This window comes from Streptomyces sp. SudanB182_2057 (assembly GCF_964272715.1).
GTDB lineage: Bacteria > Actinomycetota > Actinomycetes > Streptomycetales > Streptomycetaceae > Streptomyces > Streptomyces rubradiris.
Map to the genome: position 1 here is coordinate 1,293,441 of NZ_OZ186798.1, position 18,063 is coordinate 1,311,503.

Sequence of the window (18,063 nt, forward strand, 5' to 3'; positions counted from 1 at the left end):
CGGGTTCGGACGCCTTCCCGCTTTCCGAGGTGAACTCCGTTTGCGGTCCCACGGGTTCGGTGAGCCCCCCTCCGACTCTCATGTGGGCTTCATCACTGACTTCACTGTGACCTGACGCTTCGTTCACCCGTCTCCTGTGGTGTACGAGGCCGAAAGGATCAACGCGGAGGGTGGGGGCATCGCGGTCTACAAGGGCCGCGAGATCAACCTGGCGGAGGGCTGGCAGGGCGCCGCTGTCTGCGGTGAGAACCCCGTCACCGGCCAGGCCAAGTGCTGGGACTCCGTGGAGGAGTCAAGTACTGACCCATACAGAAGGAGATCTGCGTGAACATCCGGCGTACCGCCGTCCGCACCGCCGTGCCCGCAGCGATGCTCGCCCTCGCGATGACAGCCTGCTCCAGCGAGGCCCCCGGAGAGTCCCCCGTCCCGGACAAGTTCCCCGTCTCAGGCAACAGCACGGCCATGACCCACAGTGCCGAACAATTTCGCGCGTACGGCAAGGACCACCAGCACGCGCAGATCACCAGCACGGTCGACCGCGTCTTCGACCGCGAGGACGGACACGTCCTGATCAGCACCCGCATCGGCACCGATGACACTGCCACCACGACGGCCGAACAGCTCGCTGACGTCTACCACTCCTACGTCGGCGACACCCCCAAAGCCACCACAGTGACCATCTACAACGTCCTCAACGACGCCCTCGTAACCCAGCAGCTTCACAAAAAGTAGACGACCCCCGGCGGCAACCGGCACGACGTCCCCGCTCATATGTCCGGTCCATGGGCTCCGGCGGCACGAGGCGACCCGGCGAGCTGCGGACGAGGCCTCCAGCCCGGAGCCCCGCCCCCTCCGCCCGCTCCACCCTAAGTAGATTACTGTTCAACCTTTTCTCGCCACTGGACGCACACCGGGCCCAAATCCGCCATCTTGGCGGTGGGCCTGCGCGAACAGGGCGGACGAGTGCGACGTCGGGTCAGGTCGGAGCCCTTGTAGCCGCCAGGCCCAGCCCACACCGAGCAGCGGGCCCGTCCGGGCGCGGATGCGGCACCACACACCACCCGACGCATACCGTCCGCCTGACGCCAACCCCCACTGGCCGACCGACGGGCTACCCGCCCCCGGCGCGCACACAACGGCCCGAATTGATTTAGCGTTCAACTTAATTGAGCGGCATGCTGACCACTAGGTCGGCGACCACCTCGGTCATCAGACCAACACCCCACTCCACCACGGGAGATGACTCGTCATGAGCGAGGCCCTGCCGCTCCGCCTCCACCACCACGCCTGGATCACTGACGACCAGGAAGCCAACCGGCGCTTCTACGAGGAAGTGATCGGCCTGCCCCTGGTCGCCACCTGGACCGAGCGCGAGGTGATGTTCGGAACCGAGCGCGTCTACAGTCACACCCTCTACGGCCTGGCCGACGACAGCGCGCTCGCCTTCTTCCAGTTCGCGAACCCCAAGGACCAGGAGGAGTTCAAGACCGACATCAATTCCACCCCCGTGCGCCACATTGCCTTCAAGGTCGAGGCGGAGGCCCAGGAAGCCATGCGCGAGCGCGTCACCGCGGCCGGCCATGCGGAGACGAACGCCCATGTGGTCGACCACGGTTACTGCGTCTCGCTGTACATCACCGATCCCAACGGGCTGATACTGGAGTTCGCCGTCGACCACCCCGACGTGGAGAAGATCGACGCCGAGCGGCGGGCCACAGCACACGACGACCTCTCCCGCTGGCTCGCCGGCGACCACACCAGCAACAACCGCTGGCGCTGACCACTCGTCCGGCTTCGACCGTGCTGGACCGGCCGTACGACCGACCGCACTGCCGAAGCCCGCCGGCAGACGGCCGGGCCAGGCCCACGCTGGACTCGGCGACCGGCGCGATGGGCGCATCACGGATGTCACCGTCGACGGCGGCATGGACTTCAGTGGCGCGAGCAGCGGGCCCGTCCGGGCGCGTTTCCGGCCGGCGTCAGCCCGCGGAGTCGGCTCCGGCACCGAGAGAGCGGTACGGGGCCGGGGCCGTCTCCGCGTGCGGGCCCAGGATTCCGCGCGCCCGCAGGTCGTCCAGGTCGGGCAGGGCCGTACCCGCGAAGGCGTTGGAGGGCGCCGCGGACCCGAGCCACAGCCGCCCGGGGGAGCATCGCGAGCTGCTCCCGACTCGTCGGCGTCCGGCAGCGCCTCCTTCTCACCGGCCCACGGAAGGACGGCAGCACGGCGCGTCCTGTGTCAGGTCCGTGATGAAACCGCAGATCGGTTGTGAATATCCGGGCCCTTTTCCGTGCCCTTCATCACAGCATTGCCGCAAAACAGTGAATCGAGCTGTGGCGATATGGTCGGCCGATGTACCGATATGCGGCCTCGCCCCCGTCCGCAAGTACGTTGAGCGGCTTCGACGCCGGCTCGAGTGACCTACTCGCAGAGCGCTTTATGATCGTCGGCGAACTACTGGCTTTGCGTCCGTCCTCCTGTCGTCGACGTTTCTTGGCGACCGGGAATGCAAGAACTCCGAGCGAGTCGCGTAACCGAGGCGCAGGGGAAGAAGGGTGAACTCCATGGCTCTCGGGCTGCTCCGTCGTCGGCGTTCCCGTGGTGCCTCCGGCGCCGCGTCGAGCATCTCGGTCCCGCTGCCGCCCGGCGCCGGGGCGTTCGGCTTCGAGGTGCTCGATCCCATGGGGCAGCCCATGGGCGGAGCCGAGGTCACCGTGACCGCGCTGGACAGCCACCGGATCGCGACGCGTGGCGCCACGGACCCCCACGGCTACTTCATAGCCACGCTGCCACCCGGCTCCTACAGCGTGATGATCGTGGCCGAGGGCCTGTCACCGGCCCGCGAGAACCTCGACATCGTGGCCGGGGTGGCTCGGCCCACCGCACAAGTCACGCTCCAGCCCGCCCGCCAGTTGGAACTTCCGACGGCCGGTACCTGGCTCTTCGACCCTCCGCACACCGCGATCCGGTTCATCGCCAAGCACGTCGGCATGGCCCATGTCCACGGGCGGTTCACCCGCTTCCAGGGCAGCATCCGCATCGCTCCGAACATGGCCGACTCACAGGTGGCGGTGCGCATCGACGCCTCCAGTGTCACCACGGGCAACAACACCCGTGACAACCACCTGCGTTCGGCCGACTTCCTGGACGTCGAACGCTACCCGTACATCGACTTCATCAGCACCCGGTTCGCCCACCTCGGCGGCTCCAAGTGGACCCTGCACGGCACCCTCACCATGCACGGCACCAGCCGCTCCGTCGGCCTCGACACCACCTACCTCGGGTCGATCAACGGGGGCTACGAACAGGAACTGCGCTGCGCGGCCCTCGCGAAGACCGAACTTCACCGGGAGGACTTCACCCTCAACTGGCGCTCCATGCTCGCCCGCGGCATCGCCGTCGTCGGGCCGACCGTCCAACTGGAGTTGGACGTACAGGCGATGTACCGCACCCACGACACGCCCACGCCACCGAAGTAGCGCCGCATAGCGGGTCAGCCGACCACGTCCCCCTCGGGCGGGGGGCACCGATCGGGGCAGCGCCCCGGCGACACCTTGGCAGCACAGAGCAATCAGACGGGAAAGGGCTCACGATCATGGGTATCTTCGGCAGACGCCAGACCGCCGTCAGCGAGCCGGCCCCGGCTCTCGCGGGGGCCACGTCCCAGGGTGTCGCGCTCAGCCCCGCACTCCAGGCCCTGACCGGGCGATGGACGATCGACCGCCCGCACAGCCGCATCGGATTCTCCGTACGGCACGCCATGGTCACGACGGTCCGGGGGGCTTTCACCGATTACGACAGCATGTTGTACTTCGACGGGGCCCAGCCCTCCGAGTCGCGGGCCGACCTCGTCATCCGGGTCGCCAGCGTCGACACGGGCGTGGAGCAGAGGGACGCGCACATCATCGGCGCCGACTTCTTCGACGCGCGCCACTACCCGGAAATGACCTTCCGCAGCACCTCCACCGTCCATGAAGGCGGAGAGACCTTCCGCATGACCGGGGACCTGACCATTCGCGACGTCACCCGGCCCGTCGACCTGCACATCGACTACCTCGGCTCGGTTCTGGACCCCTTCGGCTTCGAGCGGGCCGGTTTCGACGGCACCACCACCATCGACCGCACCGAGTGGGGCCTGGTCTACAACCAGCGCCTCAAGGCAGGGGGCACCATGGTGAGCGAGAAGGTCCGGCTGCAGTTCGACATCTCCGCGATCCGGTCGACGTCGTAGGCGGCGTCGGGAGCGCCCGGAGTCGCGGAGAACCGTTGGGCCGCGGGTCTCAGCGGGCCGCGCTCCCTCGAGGCCCTGCGACGGAATCAGACGGTGAGGACGAGCTTGCCCTGGAGGTGACCGGCGTCGAGCAGCCGGTGCGCGTCGGCGACGCGCTCGAACGGGAACGTCTCCCGCACGTGGACCCGGAGCCTGCCCTCTTCGACGAGTTCGACGAGACCTCGCAGGGCGATCGGATCGGGGTCGACCGCGATGCCGCTGAAGCGCATGCCCGCCGCCTCGTAGGCGGCGACGAGCCCCGGATCCTCCTCGGCGACCGCCGTCACCAGGTGACCGCCCGGGCGGAGCACTTCGAGCGACCGCTCGACGGTGTCGCCGCCGATCGTGTCGAGCACGACGTCGACGTCGCGGACCGCCTCGGCGAAGTCGACCGCCGTGTAGTCGATCACATCGTCGGCGCCGAGCCCCTCGACGAACTCCCGCTTGCTCCCGCCGGCGGTCGCGATCACGTGCGCGCCGAGCGCCTTCGCGATCTGGATCGCGACGTGGCCGACCCCGCCGCCACCGCCGTGGACCAGGACACGGTCGCCCTCGCGCACGCCGCCGAGATCGACGAGACCCTGCCACGCCGTCAGCCCGACGACCGGCAGCGCCGACGCCTCGACGTGCGACAGCGACGCCGGCTTGCGCGCCAGGTGCAACGCCGGCGCCGACACGACCTCGGCGTACGCGCTCGCCGCCCGAGGGAACAGCGGCATCCCGAACACCTCGTCGCCGGGCCTGAACCGCCACGTCCGCGGTGACTCCTCGACCACGCCGCTGATGTCCCAGCCGAGGATGAACGGCGGCCGGCCGATCAGCGGGAACTCGCCCGCGCGCAGGCGCGCCTCCAGCGGGTTCAGCCCGATCGCCTTGACGCGGACGAGAACCTCGGTCGGGAGGGGCTGGGGCTCGGGCGCGTCCACGACGGTGAGCACCTCGGGACCGCCGAGCGTCCGCTGGGTGATGGCTCGCATGACTCTCCTGGCTTCGGAAAAGGGGGAGGGGACCAGGCTAGGTTTTCGACAGGAACCAGCAGGTGCCTCTGGCGCGGGTACCTTTGGCTCCATGAGCGGTTTCCGTTCCGGTGATCTCTTTCTCGCCGACTGCCCGGCGCGGCTGGCGGTCGAGCTCATCGCCGACAAGTGGACGGTGGTCGTGCTCGCCGGCCTCAGCAAGGGCCCGGTGCGCCATGGCCGACTGGTCGAGTTGATCGGCGGCATCTCCCGCAAGATGCTCACCCAGACGCTCCGACGGCTGGAGGCACACGGGCTCGTCCGCCGCCACGCCTACGCCGAGGTCCCGCCCCGCGTCGAGTACGAGCTCACTCCCCTCGGGGCGACGCTGATCGAACCGATCCATACGCTGACCGAGTGGGCGAGGGCGAACGGCGACGCGGTGCTCGACGCGCTCGACGCCGGTCCCGAGCCGGTTGCCCATCGCGACTGAGGCCCCCGCCAGGGCAGCGACCTGCCCGTCAGGGCTCACGGATCACTCAAGAAGATGACCGCCACCGCCGCGGTCAACACCGTCGATTGCGGGACTTCGGTGATTCAGGGGTATGCGCGCATCGAAACGGACTGTCTTCCGGGGCCGGTATGTCTCGCCAATGCCGGTGCGATGAGCATGAATCTCCGCCTCGGCACAGCTTTTCATTCCGGCGACAACAAGGTCCCGTTCTTCTGCACGGTGCGAGAAAACAACACCCAGACCTCTCTCACCCTCGAATTCGCCTTCCACGCCACCGTGACCTCGGTGGTGATCTGGTGACGACGACCGTCGGCCGTCCGCTGCCCGGCCGGGCCCCGGTGGCGGGGGGTGGCCGCTACGCCGTCTCCCGGTCGGGGCCGTCCAGCAGCCAGGGCAGCGCGGTGCGGTCGCCCGTGCCGAGGCGGGTGTACGCGCTGTACAGGTGGTTGCCGACCGTGCGGACCGACAGCGTCAGCTTCTCGGCGATCTCGCGGTTGCTCAGCCCGGCCGCCGCCAGGGCGACGATCTGCCGCTGACGGGCGGTGAGTTCGCCGAGGACCAGGCCGGCCAGCGCGGGCGTGCTCGCGCCCTGGCAGCGGCGGGCCAGGGCGACGGCCCGGGTCCGGGAACGCCTGGCGGCGCTCGGATCCCGGTGCGCGCGGGCGGCCTGCGCGTACGCCTCCGCCGCGTAGAGCGTGAAGCCCCGCTCCGCCAGTGCCTCGGCGGCCTCCTCCAGCGCGGGCCCGTCCGCGCGGGCGAGGGCGTCGGCGTGCCGGGCCAGCACGCTGCCGGCCGGCAGCCGCCCGGTCGCCCTGCCGGTCGCCCGGCCGGGCTCCCCGAGGCGTACGGCGGCGTAGCGGGCGTGGACGTCGTCCGGGTCGGCCGGTTCGTCCGGGCCGCCCTCGGCCAGCCGGAGTTCCCTTTGGCAGCCGCCGTCCGAGGGGGTCGACCGCAGCCCCTCCCGGGCCCAGGCCGCCGCCTCCCGTGTCTCGCCGCGCAGGCGGGCGAACCGGGCGCGGGTCTCGGCGTACCGGGCGGGCAACGGCACGCCGTGCGCCACCAGCCACTCCCCCACCGGCGTGGGCAGCGGCCGGACGTCCAGTCGCTCCATGTGCCGTACCAGCGTGTGCCGTTCGGCGTCGAGCGCCGGTCCGTACGCGGGGGCCGTCCGGCCCAGCCGGCGGGCCCGCAGCCGGCCGGCCGTGGCACGCAGCGCGGTGCCGTGCAGGGGGTGGGCGAGGGTGACCCCGCCCTGTTCGCCGACGTCGATCAGACCGTCCGCCTCCAGGCGTTCCAGGGCCTCCAGGTCCAGCTCGTCGAGCGGCAGCGGCAGGGGTTCGGCGAAGGCGAGGCGGTCCAGGATGTCGCGTTCGCCGGGACCGGAGCGCTCCAGGGCGGGGGCGAGCCGTTCCCGGACCGCCGGGGTGACCGGCAACGGCCCCCGCCAGGCCGACTCCCCGGTACCGGGAACGGACTCCAGCCGCCCGACCCCGACGAGCCCGGCACCAGGGCAGGCCACCGGCGACTCGGCCGGGGCGAGCACCGCCCCCGGAGCGGACCCCGGCACGCCGATGTCGCCGAGTCCTGTGCCCGGAACCGAGACCGGCGCGCCGCGTTCTGCGAGTCCCGCAGAGCCAGAGCCCGACGCGCCGCACTCCGCGGCTCCCGTCCCCGAAGCGGACGCCGGCACCCCCACCCCGGCAAGCACCGGTCTCGGCGCCGACGTCGGCCGGGGGGACTCGGTCAGGGCGGTGAGCAGGGCGCGCAGCAGGCGTAGGTCGCCGCGGCAGGACTGGTGCAGGCGGCGCACGGTGAGCGGGTCCAGCGCGGCGCCCGCGAGCAGCCGGGCGGTGTCCTCGGGCGGGAGCGGGCCGAGGGGCAGCCGGGGCAGCAGTTCCCCGGTCCACAGCCGGGACACCGCGCCGGGCGCCGGTACCCCGTCCGCCGCGGCCACGATCAGCCGGGTGCCGCCGTGCACGGCCAGTTGGTGGACCAGCGCGGCGGAGGTCTCGTCCAGCAACTGGGCGTCGTCCACGACGAGGACCCGTACGCCGGACAGCGCGCGGACCGCGCGGTGCAGCGAGACGGTGTCGGGGAGCAGCCGCGCGAACGCCGCGAGCGGCAGGTCCCGGGCCTCGGGCGTGCCGGTCACCCGGGCGTGTTCCAGGCCCCGGACCGCCTCGGTGATCAGCCGGGTCTTGCCGTGGCCCGCCGGTCCGGTCACCACGATGCCGGGCCGTCCCCCGGTCAACGCGGCGCGCACCTGGTCGAGTTCCTCCGACCGGCCGGTGAACGGCCAGGGCAGCTGAAGGGTCTTCGCGTCCTGTCGGTAAGTCCTCACACCCTACTGAGCGCGGGTACTCAGTTCTGATACAGGGCGACTTGAGTAGCCCTCGACTCAGGTGGGCGGCCGGGGCGGGCGGCACTCTGGTGCCATGACCCGACGCCTCTGCTCGCTTCCGCGGCAGCCGGTCCCGTCGTATCCACCGGGACTGACCGCCGAGCGGCTGGGCGCGCTGCTCGCCGGGCGGCGGATGTGGGTCAACGGCACGGTGCTGCACTACTGCTTCCTGGATGCCCGCACCGACGCCTCGGTCATCCCGGTCCCCGGGTCCGGGGAGTTGCGCCGGGTGCCCTGGGCGGGCGGGGAGGGGCAGCGGGAGGTGGTCCGCGACTGCTTCCGCGAGTGGCAGGACCTCGGCATCGGCGTCGTCTTCGCCGAGGTCGCCGACCGGCACGAGGCGGAACTGCGGATCGGGTTCCAGGCCGGTGCCGGGTCCTGGTCGGCGGTGGGCCGGGACGCGCTGTCGGCCGGCCGGGGCGAGCGCACCATGAACCTCGGCTGGGACGTGACCGCGCCCGGGGAGCGCGGGGCGGTCCTGCACCAGATCGGGCACGCCCTGGGCATGGTGCACGAGCACCAGAGCCCGTACGCGGGGCTGCACTGGGACGACGAGGCGGTGTACGCGGAGCTGGCCGGTCCGCCGAACTTCTGGAGCCGGGAGACGACGTACGTCAATGTGCTGGACCGGCTGGACGGCGGCGAGGCGGGGGCCTCGGTGTGGGACCCGCAGTCGGTGATGACGCTGCCGCTCGGGCCGGGGCTGGTGCTGGAGCCGGAGCAGTACCGAGGGGGGCTGCGGCCGCCCGGCAGCCCGTCCCCGGCCGACAAGGAGTTCGTGCTGCGCTGGTATCCGCCCGCCGGTCCGGCGGGGCCGGCCGCGCTGGTGCCGTTCCGGTCGGTGCCGCTCGGCCTCGGGCCGGGCGAGCAGGCGGACTTCGCCGTCGAGCCGGCGGAGACCCGCGAGTACACCGTGGGCACCTTCGGCGAGGCCGACACCGTGCTGGTGGTGTTCGAGGAGCGTGACGGGGAGCCGCGCTTCCTCACGGGGCGGGACGACGGCGGCACGCCGGACAACGCCGTCGTCCGGGTCCGGCTCGTCAGGGGCCGCCGCTACACCGTCCGGGTCCGCCTGTACTCCACGTGGGGGTCGGGAGAGACAGCGGTCATGTGCTGGTGACGGCACACGGACGGCATCGGGCCACAGTCCGGCACCGGGGGAACGGGCGCGGACGTCACCTACGGGGGAGGTGACGTCCGCGCCCACGCCGTGCCGTGCCCGTTCAGGACGCGGTGCGCAGCGGCTCCACGCCGATGACCTTGCGGTAGACGCGGGCGCCGTCGCCGTAGTCGTCGACGGCGTAGTGCCAGGTGGCCTGGTTGTCCCAGAGCACGAAGTCGCCGGGCCGCCAGCCGAAGCGGATCGTGTAGTCCGGCGAGGCGGCGTGCCGCAGGAGGTGGTCGAGCAGGACCCGGCCCTCCTGCTCGGTGACGCCGGTGAGTCCGAGCGCGGAGGAGCTGAGGAAGAGTCCCTTGCGTCCGGTGAGCGGGTGTGCGAGGACGACCGGGTGCTCGGTGGTGGTCTGGTCCGGGGCGGTCTTCCGGCTGCCCTGTGCGTAGTTCTCGGGGTTGCCGTCGTAGACCGCGTGGACGCCCGCGAGCAGCGTCTTGAAGGGCTCGGACAGGTCGTCGTAGGCCGCCTGGAGGTCGGCCCACAGGGTGTGGCCGCCGAGTTCGGGCACCTCGTCGTAGGTCAGTGACTCGATGGCGAAGGCGGGGGTGCGCCACAGGCCGCCGATGTGCCAGGTGCTGGCCTTGCCGGTGTGCCGCACGTTGTAGGGGTAGACCAGCGGGTGGTCCGGGTGGCGCTCGGCGGTGGGGTGGTCGAACGGCTCGGCGAACAGCCGGACGGCCTCGACGTGCTGTTCGGGGGTCAGGTGCTGGTCGCGGAAGACCAGCACCTTGTGGTCGCGGAAGGCCGTCCGCAGCGCGTCGGCGGTGGCCGTGTCGACGGGGCGGGTCAGGTCGACGCCGGATATCTCCGCGCCGATGCGCGGGCCGGTGCGGTGGACGACGAGGTGGGTGCCGGGATCGGTGACGGTGGTCATGTCCATCTCCTCGGTACGGAGCTCGGGTGTGCGCGGACGCGGACGTGCGGCGGTTCAGCGGCCGGCCGGCACGGGGGCCGGTGCGGGCGCCGGGCGGGGGACGACCGGCGCCCAGGGGAACGGCGGGCCGGGGATGTGGCGGCGCAGCACCGGGGCGACCTCGGACTGGAACAGTTCGAGGGAGTCGCGGTGGAGCGTGGGCGGCAGCCCGTTCGCATCCGCCGCCACGTGCAGCACGGTGTGCCCGAGCTCCTCGTGGTAGCGGTGCACCTTGTCGATCACCTGCTCGGGGCTGCCGATCAGGGCCGAGCTGCGGGCGACGAAGTCCTCCAGGGTCTCGAAGACCACGGGCAGGCCGGCCGCCCGCTGGTGGGCCAGGCCGGCCTCGAAGACCGGACGGTACGCCGTCAGCGCCTCCTGCGAGGTGCGGGCGACGTACAGTCCGGCCGTGCCGGCGCCCACCGCGAGGTCCGCCGGGTCGTGGCCGTAGTGCTCCCAGCGCTCCCGGTAGTGGCGGACCAGCGCGGCGTACGGCTCGACGGGGTGGGTGACGTTCGCCGAGAACAGCGGGTCGCCGTGGCGTGCCGCGAGGTCCACGGACTCCTCGCTGGTGGCGCTGCCGTGCCAGACCCGAACGGGCCGCTGGTAGGGCCGTGGGAACACCTCGGCGTCCTTCAGCGGCGGCCGGAACCGGGTGTCGGCACTCACCTTGTCCTCGCGCCACAGCCGCCGGAACACCTCGTAGCCCTCGGCGTTGCGGGCCCACTGGTCCTCGGGGGTGACGTGGAACAGCTCGCGCTGCGCGGTGCCGTTGCCCTTGCCGATGATCAGGTCCAGCCTGCCGTCGGAGAGGTGGTCCAGGGTGGCGTAGTCCTCGTACGCCCGGACCGGGTCGAGCAGGCTGAGCGTGGTGACGGCGGTGAAGAGCCGGATGCGGCGGGTGAGCGCGGCGATGTGGCCGAGCACCACCGTGGGCGCGGAGGAGAGGAACGGCCGTTCGTGCCGCTCCCCCACGCCGAATCCGTCGAAGCCGAGTTCTTCCGCCAGGATGGCGTCGTCCAGCACCTCGCGGAACCGTTCGTGCGCCGGTTTCGGCAGGCCGGTGGCGGGGTCCGGCCGGTTCGCGATCAGGGTGACGGCGAGGAACTTCACGACGCGGCCCGCTCGGCGGGGGCGCCGGTGCGCCGGCCGGTGTCGGGGTGGGCGAGGCCGAGGTGGTCGCGCAGGGTGGTGCCCTCGTAGTCGGCGCGGAAGACGCCCTGTTCCTGGAGCAGCGGGACCACCCGGTCGGCGAACGGGTCGAGCCCGCCGGGGGTGATGTGCGGGACCAGGATGAAGCCGTCGGAGGCGTCGGCCTGGACGAACTCGTTGATGGTCCGCGCGACGGTGGCGGGCGAGCCGATGAAGGTCTGCCGGTTGCCGGTGTTGATGACCAGGTCGCGGATGGACCACTTGTTGGCCTCGGCGAGTTCGCGCCATTCGCGGGCGATGGCGACCGGGTCGCGGTACATCCGCACCTGGGCGCGGCCCCGGGAGATGTGCTCCTCGGCGACGACCGGGTCCACGTCGGGCAGCGGGCCCTCGGGGTCGTACGCGGACAGGTCCCGGTTCCACACGAATTCCAGGTGCTTGATCGCGGTGGCGCCGCTGACCTGCTGCCGGCGGACCTCATGGGCGAGTTCGGCGGCCTCCTCGTCGGTGTCGCCGAGCACGAAGGTCGCGGCGGGCAGGATGAGCAGGTCCTCCGGGCGGCGGCCGTACTTGGCGAGGCGGGACTTGACGTCCGTGTAGAAGGCCTGGCCCTCCTTCAGGGTGGAGTACCGGCTGAAGATGGCGTCCGCGTCGGCGGCGGCGAACTCGCGGCCCTCGTCGGAGTCGCCGGCCTGGAAGATGACGGGGCGGCCCTGCGGGGAGCGCGGGACGTTGAACCGGCCCTGGATGTCGAAGTGCTGTCCCTGGTGCACGAACGAGCCGGCCCGGGCGTCCCGCAGGAAGGTGCCGGTGGCCTGGTCGGCGAGGATCTCGTCGCCGTGCCAGGAGTCGAACAGCTCGTGGGCGGTGGCGAGGAACTCCTTGGCGCGGGAGTAGCGCTCCTCCTGCGGCAGGAAGCCGCCGCGCCGGAAGTTCTCGCCGGTGAAGGCGTCCCAGGAGGTGACCACGTTCCACGCCGCCCGGCCGCCGGAGAGGTGGTCGAGGCTGGCGAACTGGCGGGCCACCTCGTACGGTTCGTTGAACGTGGAGTTGATGGTGCCGGTCAGGCCGAGCCGGTCGGTGACGGCGGCGAGCGCGGCGAGCACGGTGAAGGTGTCGGGGCGGCCGACCACGTCCAAGTCGTAGATCTTGCCGCCCTGTTCGCGCAGCCTCAGGCCCTCGGCGAGGAACAGGAAGTCGAACTTGGCGCGTTCGGCGGTCCGCGCGAAGTGTGCGAAGGAGTCGAACTCTATGTGGCTGCCGGCGGCCGGGTCGCTCCAGACGGTGGTGTTGTTGACTCCGGGGAAGTGGGCGGCCAGGTGGATCTGCTTCAGCGGCTTGCTCATGGTGGGGCGGGTCCTCCCGGCTCAGGCGGCGGTGGTGGCGTAGCGGTTGGCGGGGCGGGTGAGGCCGAGGTGGCCGCGCAGGGTCGTGGCGTCGTAGGCCGTGCGGAAGCGCCGGCGGCGCTGGAGTTCGGGCACCAGGTCCCCGGTGACGCGGGGCAGGTCGTGTCCGGTGACGGCGGGCCGCAGCCGGAAGCCGGTCAGGCCGCCGGCCGCCAGCTCCTCCAGGAGGTCGGCGAGTTGTCCGGCGGTGCCGGTGAAGACGCGGGTGTCGCTGCGGTACGGCTCGCCCGCGAGGGTGTCGAGCCGGTCCAGCCGGGCCCGTGCCGCGGCCTCGCTGTCGTCGAGGAGGACGGCGAGGTCCCCGAAGACGTGCAGCGGCTCTCCGGCGCGGCCGGCCTCCCGCTGCTCGGCGCGGATCTCGGTGACGATGGCGCGGGCCTGGTCCGCGTCGTGCGGGGTGACGTAGCCGATGTCGGCCTGGCGGGCCACCAGCCGGTAGGGGACCGTCTGGTGGGCGAGTGCGGTGACCAGCGGCTGGCCCTGTGGCGGTCGGGGGGTGATGGAGGGGCCCTTGACGCTGAAGAAGCGGCCCTCGAAGTCGATGTAGTGCAGCTTGTCCCGGTCGATGAAGCGGCCGGTCGCCGCGTCCCGGATCTCCGCGTCGTCCTCCCAGCTGTCCCAGAGCCGGCGGACGACCTCCACGTAGTCGGCGGCCTCGTCGAAGAGTTCGGTGAACGGTGCGCGCGCGGGGCCGTCGTCGGTGCCGGTTGGGCGGATGGTGCGGCGGCCGAAGTGGGCGGCCTCGTCGGGGCGGGCGCTGATCCGGACGCGCAGGCCCGCGCGTCCGGCGCTGACGTAGTCGAGGGTGGCGATGGCCTTGGAGATGTGGAACGGCTCGGTGTGGGTGGCCACCACGGTCGGGACCAGGCCGATGTGCCGGGTGAGCGGGGCGACGCGGGAGGCGATGAGGACCGCGTCGAGCCGGCCGCGGACCTGGTCGGTGCGCTCGTCGGGCTCGTGGCGCCGGGAGGACTGCGGGCCGAGGCCGTCCTCGAGGGTGACGAAGTCGAGCAGACCGCGTTCGGCCTCGGTGATCTGGTCGGCCCAGTAGCCGGCGCTGAACAGGTCCCGGGGGCGGGCGGCGGGCTCGCGCCAGGACGCGGGATGCCAGCCGGTGCCGTCCAGGGCGACGGCGAGGTGCAGGTGTGCGGCGGGAGTCGGCGACACGTCGGTGCCTTCCTTGATGTCCGTACGTCGGTGAGCGGCGCGCGGCCGGGCGCGGCCGGGGTGCGCGCGGCGGGGGCCGCGGTGCACGCGGCACGGGCCCGGCGGGCGCGCGGGAGCGGAAGCGGGGCTAGCGGCCGGGCCGAAGGCCGGGCGTGGATCAGTGGCGACAGAGCGCGGCGGACACGCGCTGGAGGTCGATGTGCGGCCGGGAGTGCAGCCGGACGGAGCGGTACGGGCGCGGCGGGCGGATGAGTTCGGGCACCCGGGTCACGGCCGTCACCTCCCTCCGTCGGTCGCGGCGGGCCGGTTCGGCGTCCGCCGGGTGGATCTCGTCACGACCCTCAACACACCGCCGCCGCGGGTTGTTCCCGGGCCGCGTCAGGAGTTGTCCAGGGGCAGGCCGGGCGGGTTGATCTCGGCCTTGGGCACGGCCTCGGCCGACAGGTTGTAGGCGGCGAGCCACTTGCCGTACTGCCCGTTCTCGATCAGGTGGTTGAGGGCGTCGGCGAGCGGCTTGGCCAGTCCGCTGTCCTTCTTGGCGGTGGCGGCGATCAGCCCCTGGACCGTCTCGCCGGCGCCGGAGAAGGTGCCGGCGCCGCGGGTGGGGTCGGGGGTGTGCGCGGTCTGCCGCGTGCGGTAGGCGACGGCGGGGCTGGGGCCGAGATAGGCGTCGACCTTGCCGCCGCGCAGCGCCAGGTTGATGGCGTTCTGGTCCGGGAAGTACTTGACGGTGAGCCGCTTGCCCTCCTTGGCCAGTCGGGCCTTCCACTCCAGCAGGATCTTCTCCTGGTTGGTGCCGGCGCCGACGGTGACCGTCCTGCCGGCGAGGTTGCGGTAGTCGCCGTCGAAGTTCCAGGTGCTCTTCTTCAGCACCTCGAAGGCCAGTTCGTCCTTGCGGTAGGAGGCGAACTCGTACTTCTTCTTGCGTTCCTCGGTGACGGTGACGTTGGAGAAGGCGACGTCGTTCTTGCCGCTGTCGAGGCCGACGAAGAGGTTCTCCCAAGTGGAGTTGCGCAGTTCGGGCTTCAGGCCGAGCACCGCGGCCACCAGCCGGCCGAGGTCGGGTTCGGAGCCGGTGAGGGTCTTCTGGTCGCTGCCCACGAAGTTCAGCGGTGCGGAGCCGGAGGGCAGGGCGCCGATGCCGATGACGAGCTTGCCGCTCTTGCGGATCGAGGCGGGCAGCTGGGCGCTGATGGACTTGACCTCGGACACCTTCAGTTCGACCGGGTCGGCGGCTCCGTTGGACAGCTGTCCCACGGTCACCGTGCCGGCCCGGTCGCCGATCGTGGCGGCGTCGCTGTCCCCGCCGCAGGCGGCGAGCCCGCCGGCGAGGGAGAGGGTGGCGGTCGCCGCGGTGAGGCCGCGTACGAGACGGCGTCGGGAGAACTGGCTGGGCATGGCTGTCCTTGTCGTTCGGGTGTCGGGACGTCGTGGGGCGGGATGTCGTGGGGCGGGCGCGGTGTCGCCGAGGGGCCGCGCGGCGGTCATACGGCGGTCTCGCCGCGCAACCGGGCTCGGAAGTCGGCGAGTCGGGCGCGCAGCCGCTGGAGCGGGGTCGGCGGCAGGACGCGGGTAGCGCCGCGGGCGTAGTACCGCTCGACATAGAACTGGGCGACGGAGACGGCGCTGGTCAGGATCAGGTACCAGACGGTGGCGACCATCAGCAGCGGCACCACGTCGCCGGGGTAGGTGTTGCCCATCGACTGCACCACGCCGAACAGGTCGAGCAGGGAGACGTAGAAGACCAGGGACGTGCTCTTGACCAGGCCGATCAGCTGGTTGACGTAGTTGGGGGTGATGGACCTGAGGGCCTGCGGGAAGACGATCCTGCGGAACCGGTGGGCCCGGGGCAGGCCGAGCGCGGCGGCGGCCTCGTGCTGGCCCTGGTCGACGGAGAGGATGCCGCCGCGCACCACCTCGCCCGCGTACGCCGCCTCGTTGAGGGTGAGGCCGACCACGGCGATGGCCATGTCGCCGGCCAGCCGGGACTCGTCGAAGGTCACGAAGGCCGGACCGAACGGCACCCCGAGGCTCAGGGTCTTGTACAGGGCACTGAAGTTGTACAGGAAGATCAGCACCACGATCAGCGGGACGGAGCGGAACAGCCAGGTGTAGGTCCAGCTGGCCGCGCGCAGCACCGCGCTGCCGGAGAGCCGGCCGAGCGCGAGCAGGACACCGCCGAGGAGCCCCAGCACGGCGCTGAGCGCGGTGACTTCGAGAGTGACGAGGAGCCCGTCGAGGACGGCGGGGCGCAGGAACCAGTAGCGGAAGCGGTCCCACTGGTAGAAGGGGTTCGTGACCAGTCCGTGCAGGATCTGCGCGACGAGCACGAGGACGACGGCGGTGACGACCCACCGCCCGGGCCGGCGCTGCGGCTGAACTCGTGGTGCGTTGAGCCTTTCTGACGGTCTGTCGGCGGGTGTGGGCGCCTCGGCGAGGGAGACGGCGGCGCCTGGGGGTTCACTCATGAGGGGCTCCGGCGGGGTCGGACACCCCGGGCCGCGGCCGGGCGGACGCGCGCCGCCACGGCGGTGGGGCACGGGGCGGCGCACGGGCCGGCGCTAGCCGGGGGCTGGGCGGACAACGGCACACCGGGCGAGCGGGGTGTGCGGCGGGAACGCGAGGGCGAAGAGGAGTGGTCAGCCCTGGCGGCGGGCGATGCCCGGCGCGGTACACAGCGCGCTGTTCACCCGGAGCAGATCGACGGCACGGTCGGCGACCAGGAGTCCGGCGTACGACGGTACGCGGCCCTGGGGGCGGCTCGGGGCCGTCCTGGGAGCTGCGTACATGGCGTCACCTGTCACTGTCGTGGCCCCGGGGGGCCTCGCGCTTACCGAATGCGTCGTCCGGTCCGGTCGTCACCTGGGGCACCCCACCGCGGTGCGAGGGTTGCCGGTCAGCGAGCCAGGGCTTGGCGCTGACGCTCATGACCGTTCTGAGCCGTAAGTAAGGCAGTTGACCGTTCGAATGTCAACGCCTGTCCGCCCAGTGGGCCCCGGCGGGCGCCTCTCACCTGGGGAGGGCGCCCGGGGTGTGCGCGGCATGGCTCGCCCAGTCCAGGATCTGGACGGCGGCTCCGGCGGCCTCCAGGCCCTGGCAGCGGCCGTGGTGGCGGCGGGCGATGCCGTCGAGGTCCAGATGGCGGCCGAAGGCCGGGTGGGCGGCCAGCCGGCGGGCGTAGGCCCACAGCGCGCGGTGCTCGGCCACCCGGTGCACGGCGGAGGCGTCGAGGTGGCAGCGGTGGACGGTGTCGAGTTGCACCAGGGACACCCACAGCTCGATGTCGGCGGCGGTCAGCCGGCCGTCGGCCAGGTACTCCTCGCCGCTCAGCCGGCGCTCCAGCCGGCCCAGGGTGTCCAGCAGGGTGTCGAGCGCGGCGGCCCGCTCCTCCGGGTCGGCGCCCGCCCGGCCGGCGCGCTGGGCGGCCTCCTCCATGCCCTCGGCGCACATCCGTTCCACCGCCTCGATGACGGACTCCAGGCCCGCGGGGTACAGGCCGGCGCGGTCGTCCGGGCGGAACCGGTCCAGGTCGCGCAGGATGTCGGGGGTGTGGGTGCTGACGATGCGTCCGGACCAGTCGTCGCTGAGCACGGGGTCGAGGGCGGGGCCGGTGTAGTGGTGGGCGCTCGCCTCGTACAGCGGGCGCAGCGCCGTGTGGCCGCCGTCGGGACAGTCGGGGACGGCGGGCAGGAGGGTGACCGGACAGCGGGTGTCCAGGCCGAGGAGGCTGTGGCCGACGGCGAGGCGCAGTCCGTCGGGACAGGCGGTGGACAGGTGGAGCCGGTAGCGGTGCGGCACGGCGTAGTGGCCGCTGCGCGCGTCCCGGCCGATGCGGCCCCGGAACAGGGGGGCGGTGCGGTGGGCGGGCCGGACGGCGTCGAGCGGAGTGATGGACATGCGTCTCCCCGGGTGGTGGGCGTGCGGACGGGCGCTCCGGCACGGGCGACGGCCGGCCGGCGGGGGCCGAGGGGCCCGGTTCAGCGGTGGCGGCTGATCGCGCTGCAGACACGCTGGAGGTCGATGTGACGGCGGGAGGTGAGCAGGGGTGCGCGCGTCGGGGTCCGGTCCGTTCGGCCGGTGCCCGGTGCGAGGCGCGCCATGATTCCCTACCT

General features: G+C 72.2%; 20 protein-coding genes and 1 riboswitch. Of the genes, 8 read left to right on the top strand and 12 right to left on the bottom strand.

Annotation, left to right across the window (positions count from 1 at the left end; all coding sequences use genetic code 11):
- Positions 1-139 precede the first annotated feature (139 nt).
- The 5 genes from ACSURM_RS05285 (at position 140) to ACSURM_RS05305 (ending at position 4,229) form a co-directional block, all read left to right on the top strand.
- A complete protein-coding gene (locus tag ACSURM_RS05285) occupies positions 140-328 on the top strand; it encodes a hypothetical protein (RefSeq protein ID WP_436953781.1) in 189 nt (62 codons plus the stop codon).
- A complete protein-coding gene (locus ACSURM_RS05290; protein WP_436953782.1) occupies positions 325-732 on the top strand; it encodes a hypothetical protein in 408 nt (135 codons plus the stop codon). The genes ACSURM_RS05285 and ACSURM_RS05290 overlap by 4 nt, the downstream gene beginning before the upstream one ends.
- Before the next feature lie 517 nt (positions 733-1,249).
- Complete coding sequence (locus ACSURM_RS05295) at positions 1,250-1,780, top strand: VOC family protein (protein ID WP_436953783.1); 531 nt, start codon at positions 1,250-1,252, stop codon at positions 1,778-1,780.
- Between the two features lie 782 nt (positions 1,781-2,562).
- Positions 2,563-3,477, top strand: coding sequence for a YceI family protein (locus ACSURM_RS05300; RefSeq protein WP_436953784.1), 915 nt, complete (start codon positions 2,563-2,565; stop codon positions 3,475-3,477).
- Positions 3,478-3,593: 116 nt separating this feature from the next.
- Positions 3,594-4,229, top strand: coding sequence for a YceI family protein (locus ACSURM_RS05305; protein ID WP_436953785.1), 636 nt, complete (start codon positions 3,594-3,596; stop codon positions 4,227-4,229).
- Positions 4,230-4,315: 86 nt separating this feature from the next.
- On the opposite strand, the gene ACSURM_RS05310 is transcribed toward ACSURM_RS05305, so the two are convergent.
- Positions 4,316-5,245 (bottom strand): NADP-dependent oxidoreductase, encoded by a 930-nt coding sequence (locus ACSURM_RS05310; protein WP_436953786.1) that lies wholly within the window; start codon positions 5,243-5,245, stop codon positions 4,316-4,318.
- A 91-nt stretch (positions 5,246-5,336) separates the two neighbouring features.
- Here ACSURM_RS05310 and ACSURM_RS05315 point away from each other — a divergent pair, with 91 nt between their 5' ends.
- Positions 5,337-5,717 carry a winged helix-turn-helix transcriptional regulator gene (locus tag ACSURM_RS05315; protein WP_436953787.1) on the top strand — a complete coding sequence of 127 codons (381 nt, stop codon included), beginning with the start codon at positions 5,337-5,339 and terminating at the stop codon, positions 5,715-5,717.
- A gap of 54 nt (positions 5,718-5,771) precedes the next feature.
- On the top strand, positions 5,772-6,038 hold the full coding sequence (locus tag ACSURM_RS05320; RefSeq protein ID WP_436953788.1) for a hypothetical protein: 267 nt from the start codon (positions 5,772-5,774) through the stop codon (positions 6,036-6,038).
- Between the two features lie 55 nt (positions 6,039-6,093).
- Here the strand turns inward: ACSURM_RS05320 and ACSURM_RS05325 are convergent, their stop codons facing one another.
- The gene (locus tag ACSURM_RS05325; RefSeq protein ID WP_436953789.1) at positions 6,094-8,079 is read right to left on the bottom strand and encodes a LuxR C-terminal-related transcriptional regulator; all 1,986 of its coding nucleotides are present in this window, start codon (positions 8,077-8,079) and stop codon (positions 6,094-6,096) included.
- Positions 8,080-8,173: 94 nt separating this feature from the next.
- Here ACSURM_RS05325 and absR1 point away from each other — a divergent pair, with 94 nt between their 5' ends.
- The gene (absR1, locus tag ACSURM_RS05330) at positions 8,174-9,259 is read left to right on the top strand and encodes a beta-glucuronidase AbsR1 (protein ID WP_436953790.1); all 1,086 of its coding nucleotides are present in this window, start codon (positions 8,174-8,176) and stop codon (positions 9,257-9,259) included.
- Between the two features lie 103 nt (positions 9,260-9,362).
- On the opposite strand, the gene ACSURM_RS05335 is transcribed toward absR1, so the two are convergent.
- The 10 genes from ACSURM_RS05335 to ACSURM_RS05380 form a co-directional block, all read right to left on the bottom strand.
- Complete coding sequence (locus ACSURM_RS05335; RefSeq protein ID WP_436953791.1) at positions 9,363-10,187, bottom strand: TauD/TfdA dioxygenase family protein; 825 nt, start codon at positions 10,185-10,187, stop codon at positions 9,363-9,365.
- A gap of 54 nt (positions 10,188-10,241) precedes the next feature.
- Positions 10,242-11,339, bottom strand: a complete 1,098-nt coding sequence (locus ACSURM_RS05340; RefSeq protein WP_436953792.1) for an LLM class flavin-dependent oxidoreductase — start codon at positions 11,337-11,339, stop codon at positions 10,242-10,244.
- Positions 11,336-12,724 carry an NtaA/DmoA family FMN-dependent monooxygenase gene (locus ACSURM_RS05345; protein ID WP_436953793.1) on the bottom strand — a complete coding sequence of 463 codons (1,389 nt, stop codon included), beginning with the start codon at positions 12,722-12,724 and terminating at the stop codon, positions 11,336-11,338. Before ACSURM_RS05345 ends, ACSURM_RS05340 begins: the two co-directional genes overlap by 4 nt.
- A 21-nt stretch (positions 12,725-12,745) precedes the next feature.
- Positions 12,746-13,951 carry an LLM class flavin-dependent oxidoreductase gene (locus tag ACSURM_RS05350; RefSeq protein WP_436953794.1) on the bottom strand — a complete coding sequence of 402 codons (1,206 nt, stop codon included), beginning with the start codon at positions 13,949-13,951 and terminating at the stop codon, positions 12,746-12,748.
- A 157-nt stretch (positions 13,952-14,108) separates the two neighbouring features.
- On the bottom strand, positions 14,109-14,222 hold the full coding sequence (locus ACSURM_RS05355) for a putative leader peptide (protein ID WP_436953795.1): 114 nt from the start codon (positions 14,220-14,222) through the stop codon (positions 14,109-14,111).
- 107 nt (positions 14,223-14,329) lie between these two features.
- Positions 14,330-15,349 carry a transporter substrate-binding domain-containing protein gene (locus ACSURM_RS05360; protein WP_436953796.1) on the bottom strand — a complete coding sequence of 340 codons (1,020 nt, stop codon included), beginning with the start codon at positions 15,347-15,349 and terminating at the stop codon, positions 14,330-14,332.
- Positions 15,350-15,435: 86 nt separating this feature from the next.
- Complete coding sequence (locus tag ACSURM_RS05365) at positions 15,436-16,419, bottom strand: amino acid ABC transporter permease (protein ID WP_436953797.1); 984 nt, start codon at positions 16,417-16,419, stop codon at positions 15,436-15,438.
- A 171-nt stretch (positions 16,420-16,590) separates the two neighbouring features.
- The gene (locus tag ACSURM_RS05370) at positions 16,591-16,740 is read right to left on the bottom strand and encodes a hypothetical protein (RefSeq protein ID WP_344349628.1); all 150 of its coding nucleotides are present in this window, start codon (positions 16,738-16,740) and stop codon (positions 16,591-16,593) included.
- 32 nt (positions 16,741-16,772) lie between these two features.
- A riboswitch (SAM riboswitch) is annotated at positions 16,773-16,883 on the bottom strand.
- A gap of 77 nt (positions 16,884-16,960) precedes the next feature.
- The gene (locus tag ACSURM_RS05375; protein ID WP_436953798.1) at positions 16,961-17,848 is read right to left on the bottom strand and encodes a glutathione S-transferase C-terminal domain-containing protein; all 888 of its coding nucleotides are present in this window, start codon (positions 17,846-17,848) and stop codon (positions 16,961-16,963) included.
- Positions 17,849-17,928: 80 nt separating this feature from the next.
- A complete protein-coding gene (locus ACSURM_RS05380) occupies positions 17,929-18,051 on the bottom strand; it encodes a putative leader peptide (protein WP_436953799.1) in 123 nt (40 codons plus the stop codon).
- Between the last annotated feature and the right edge of the window lie 12 nt (positions 18,052-18,063).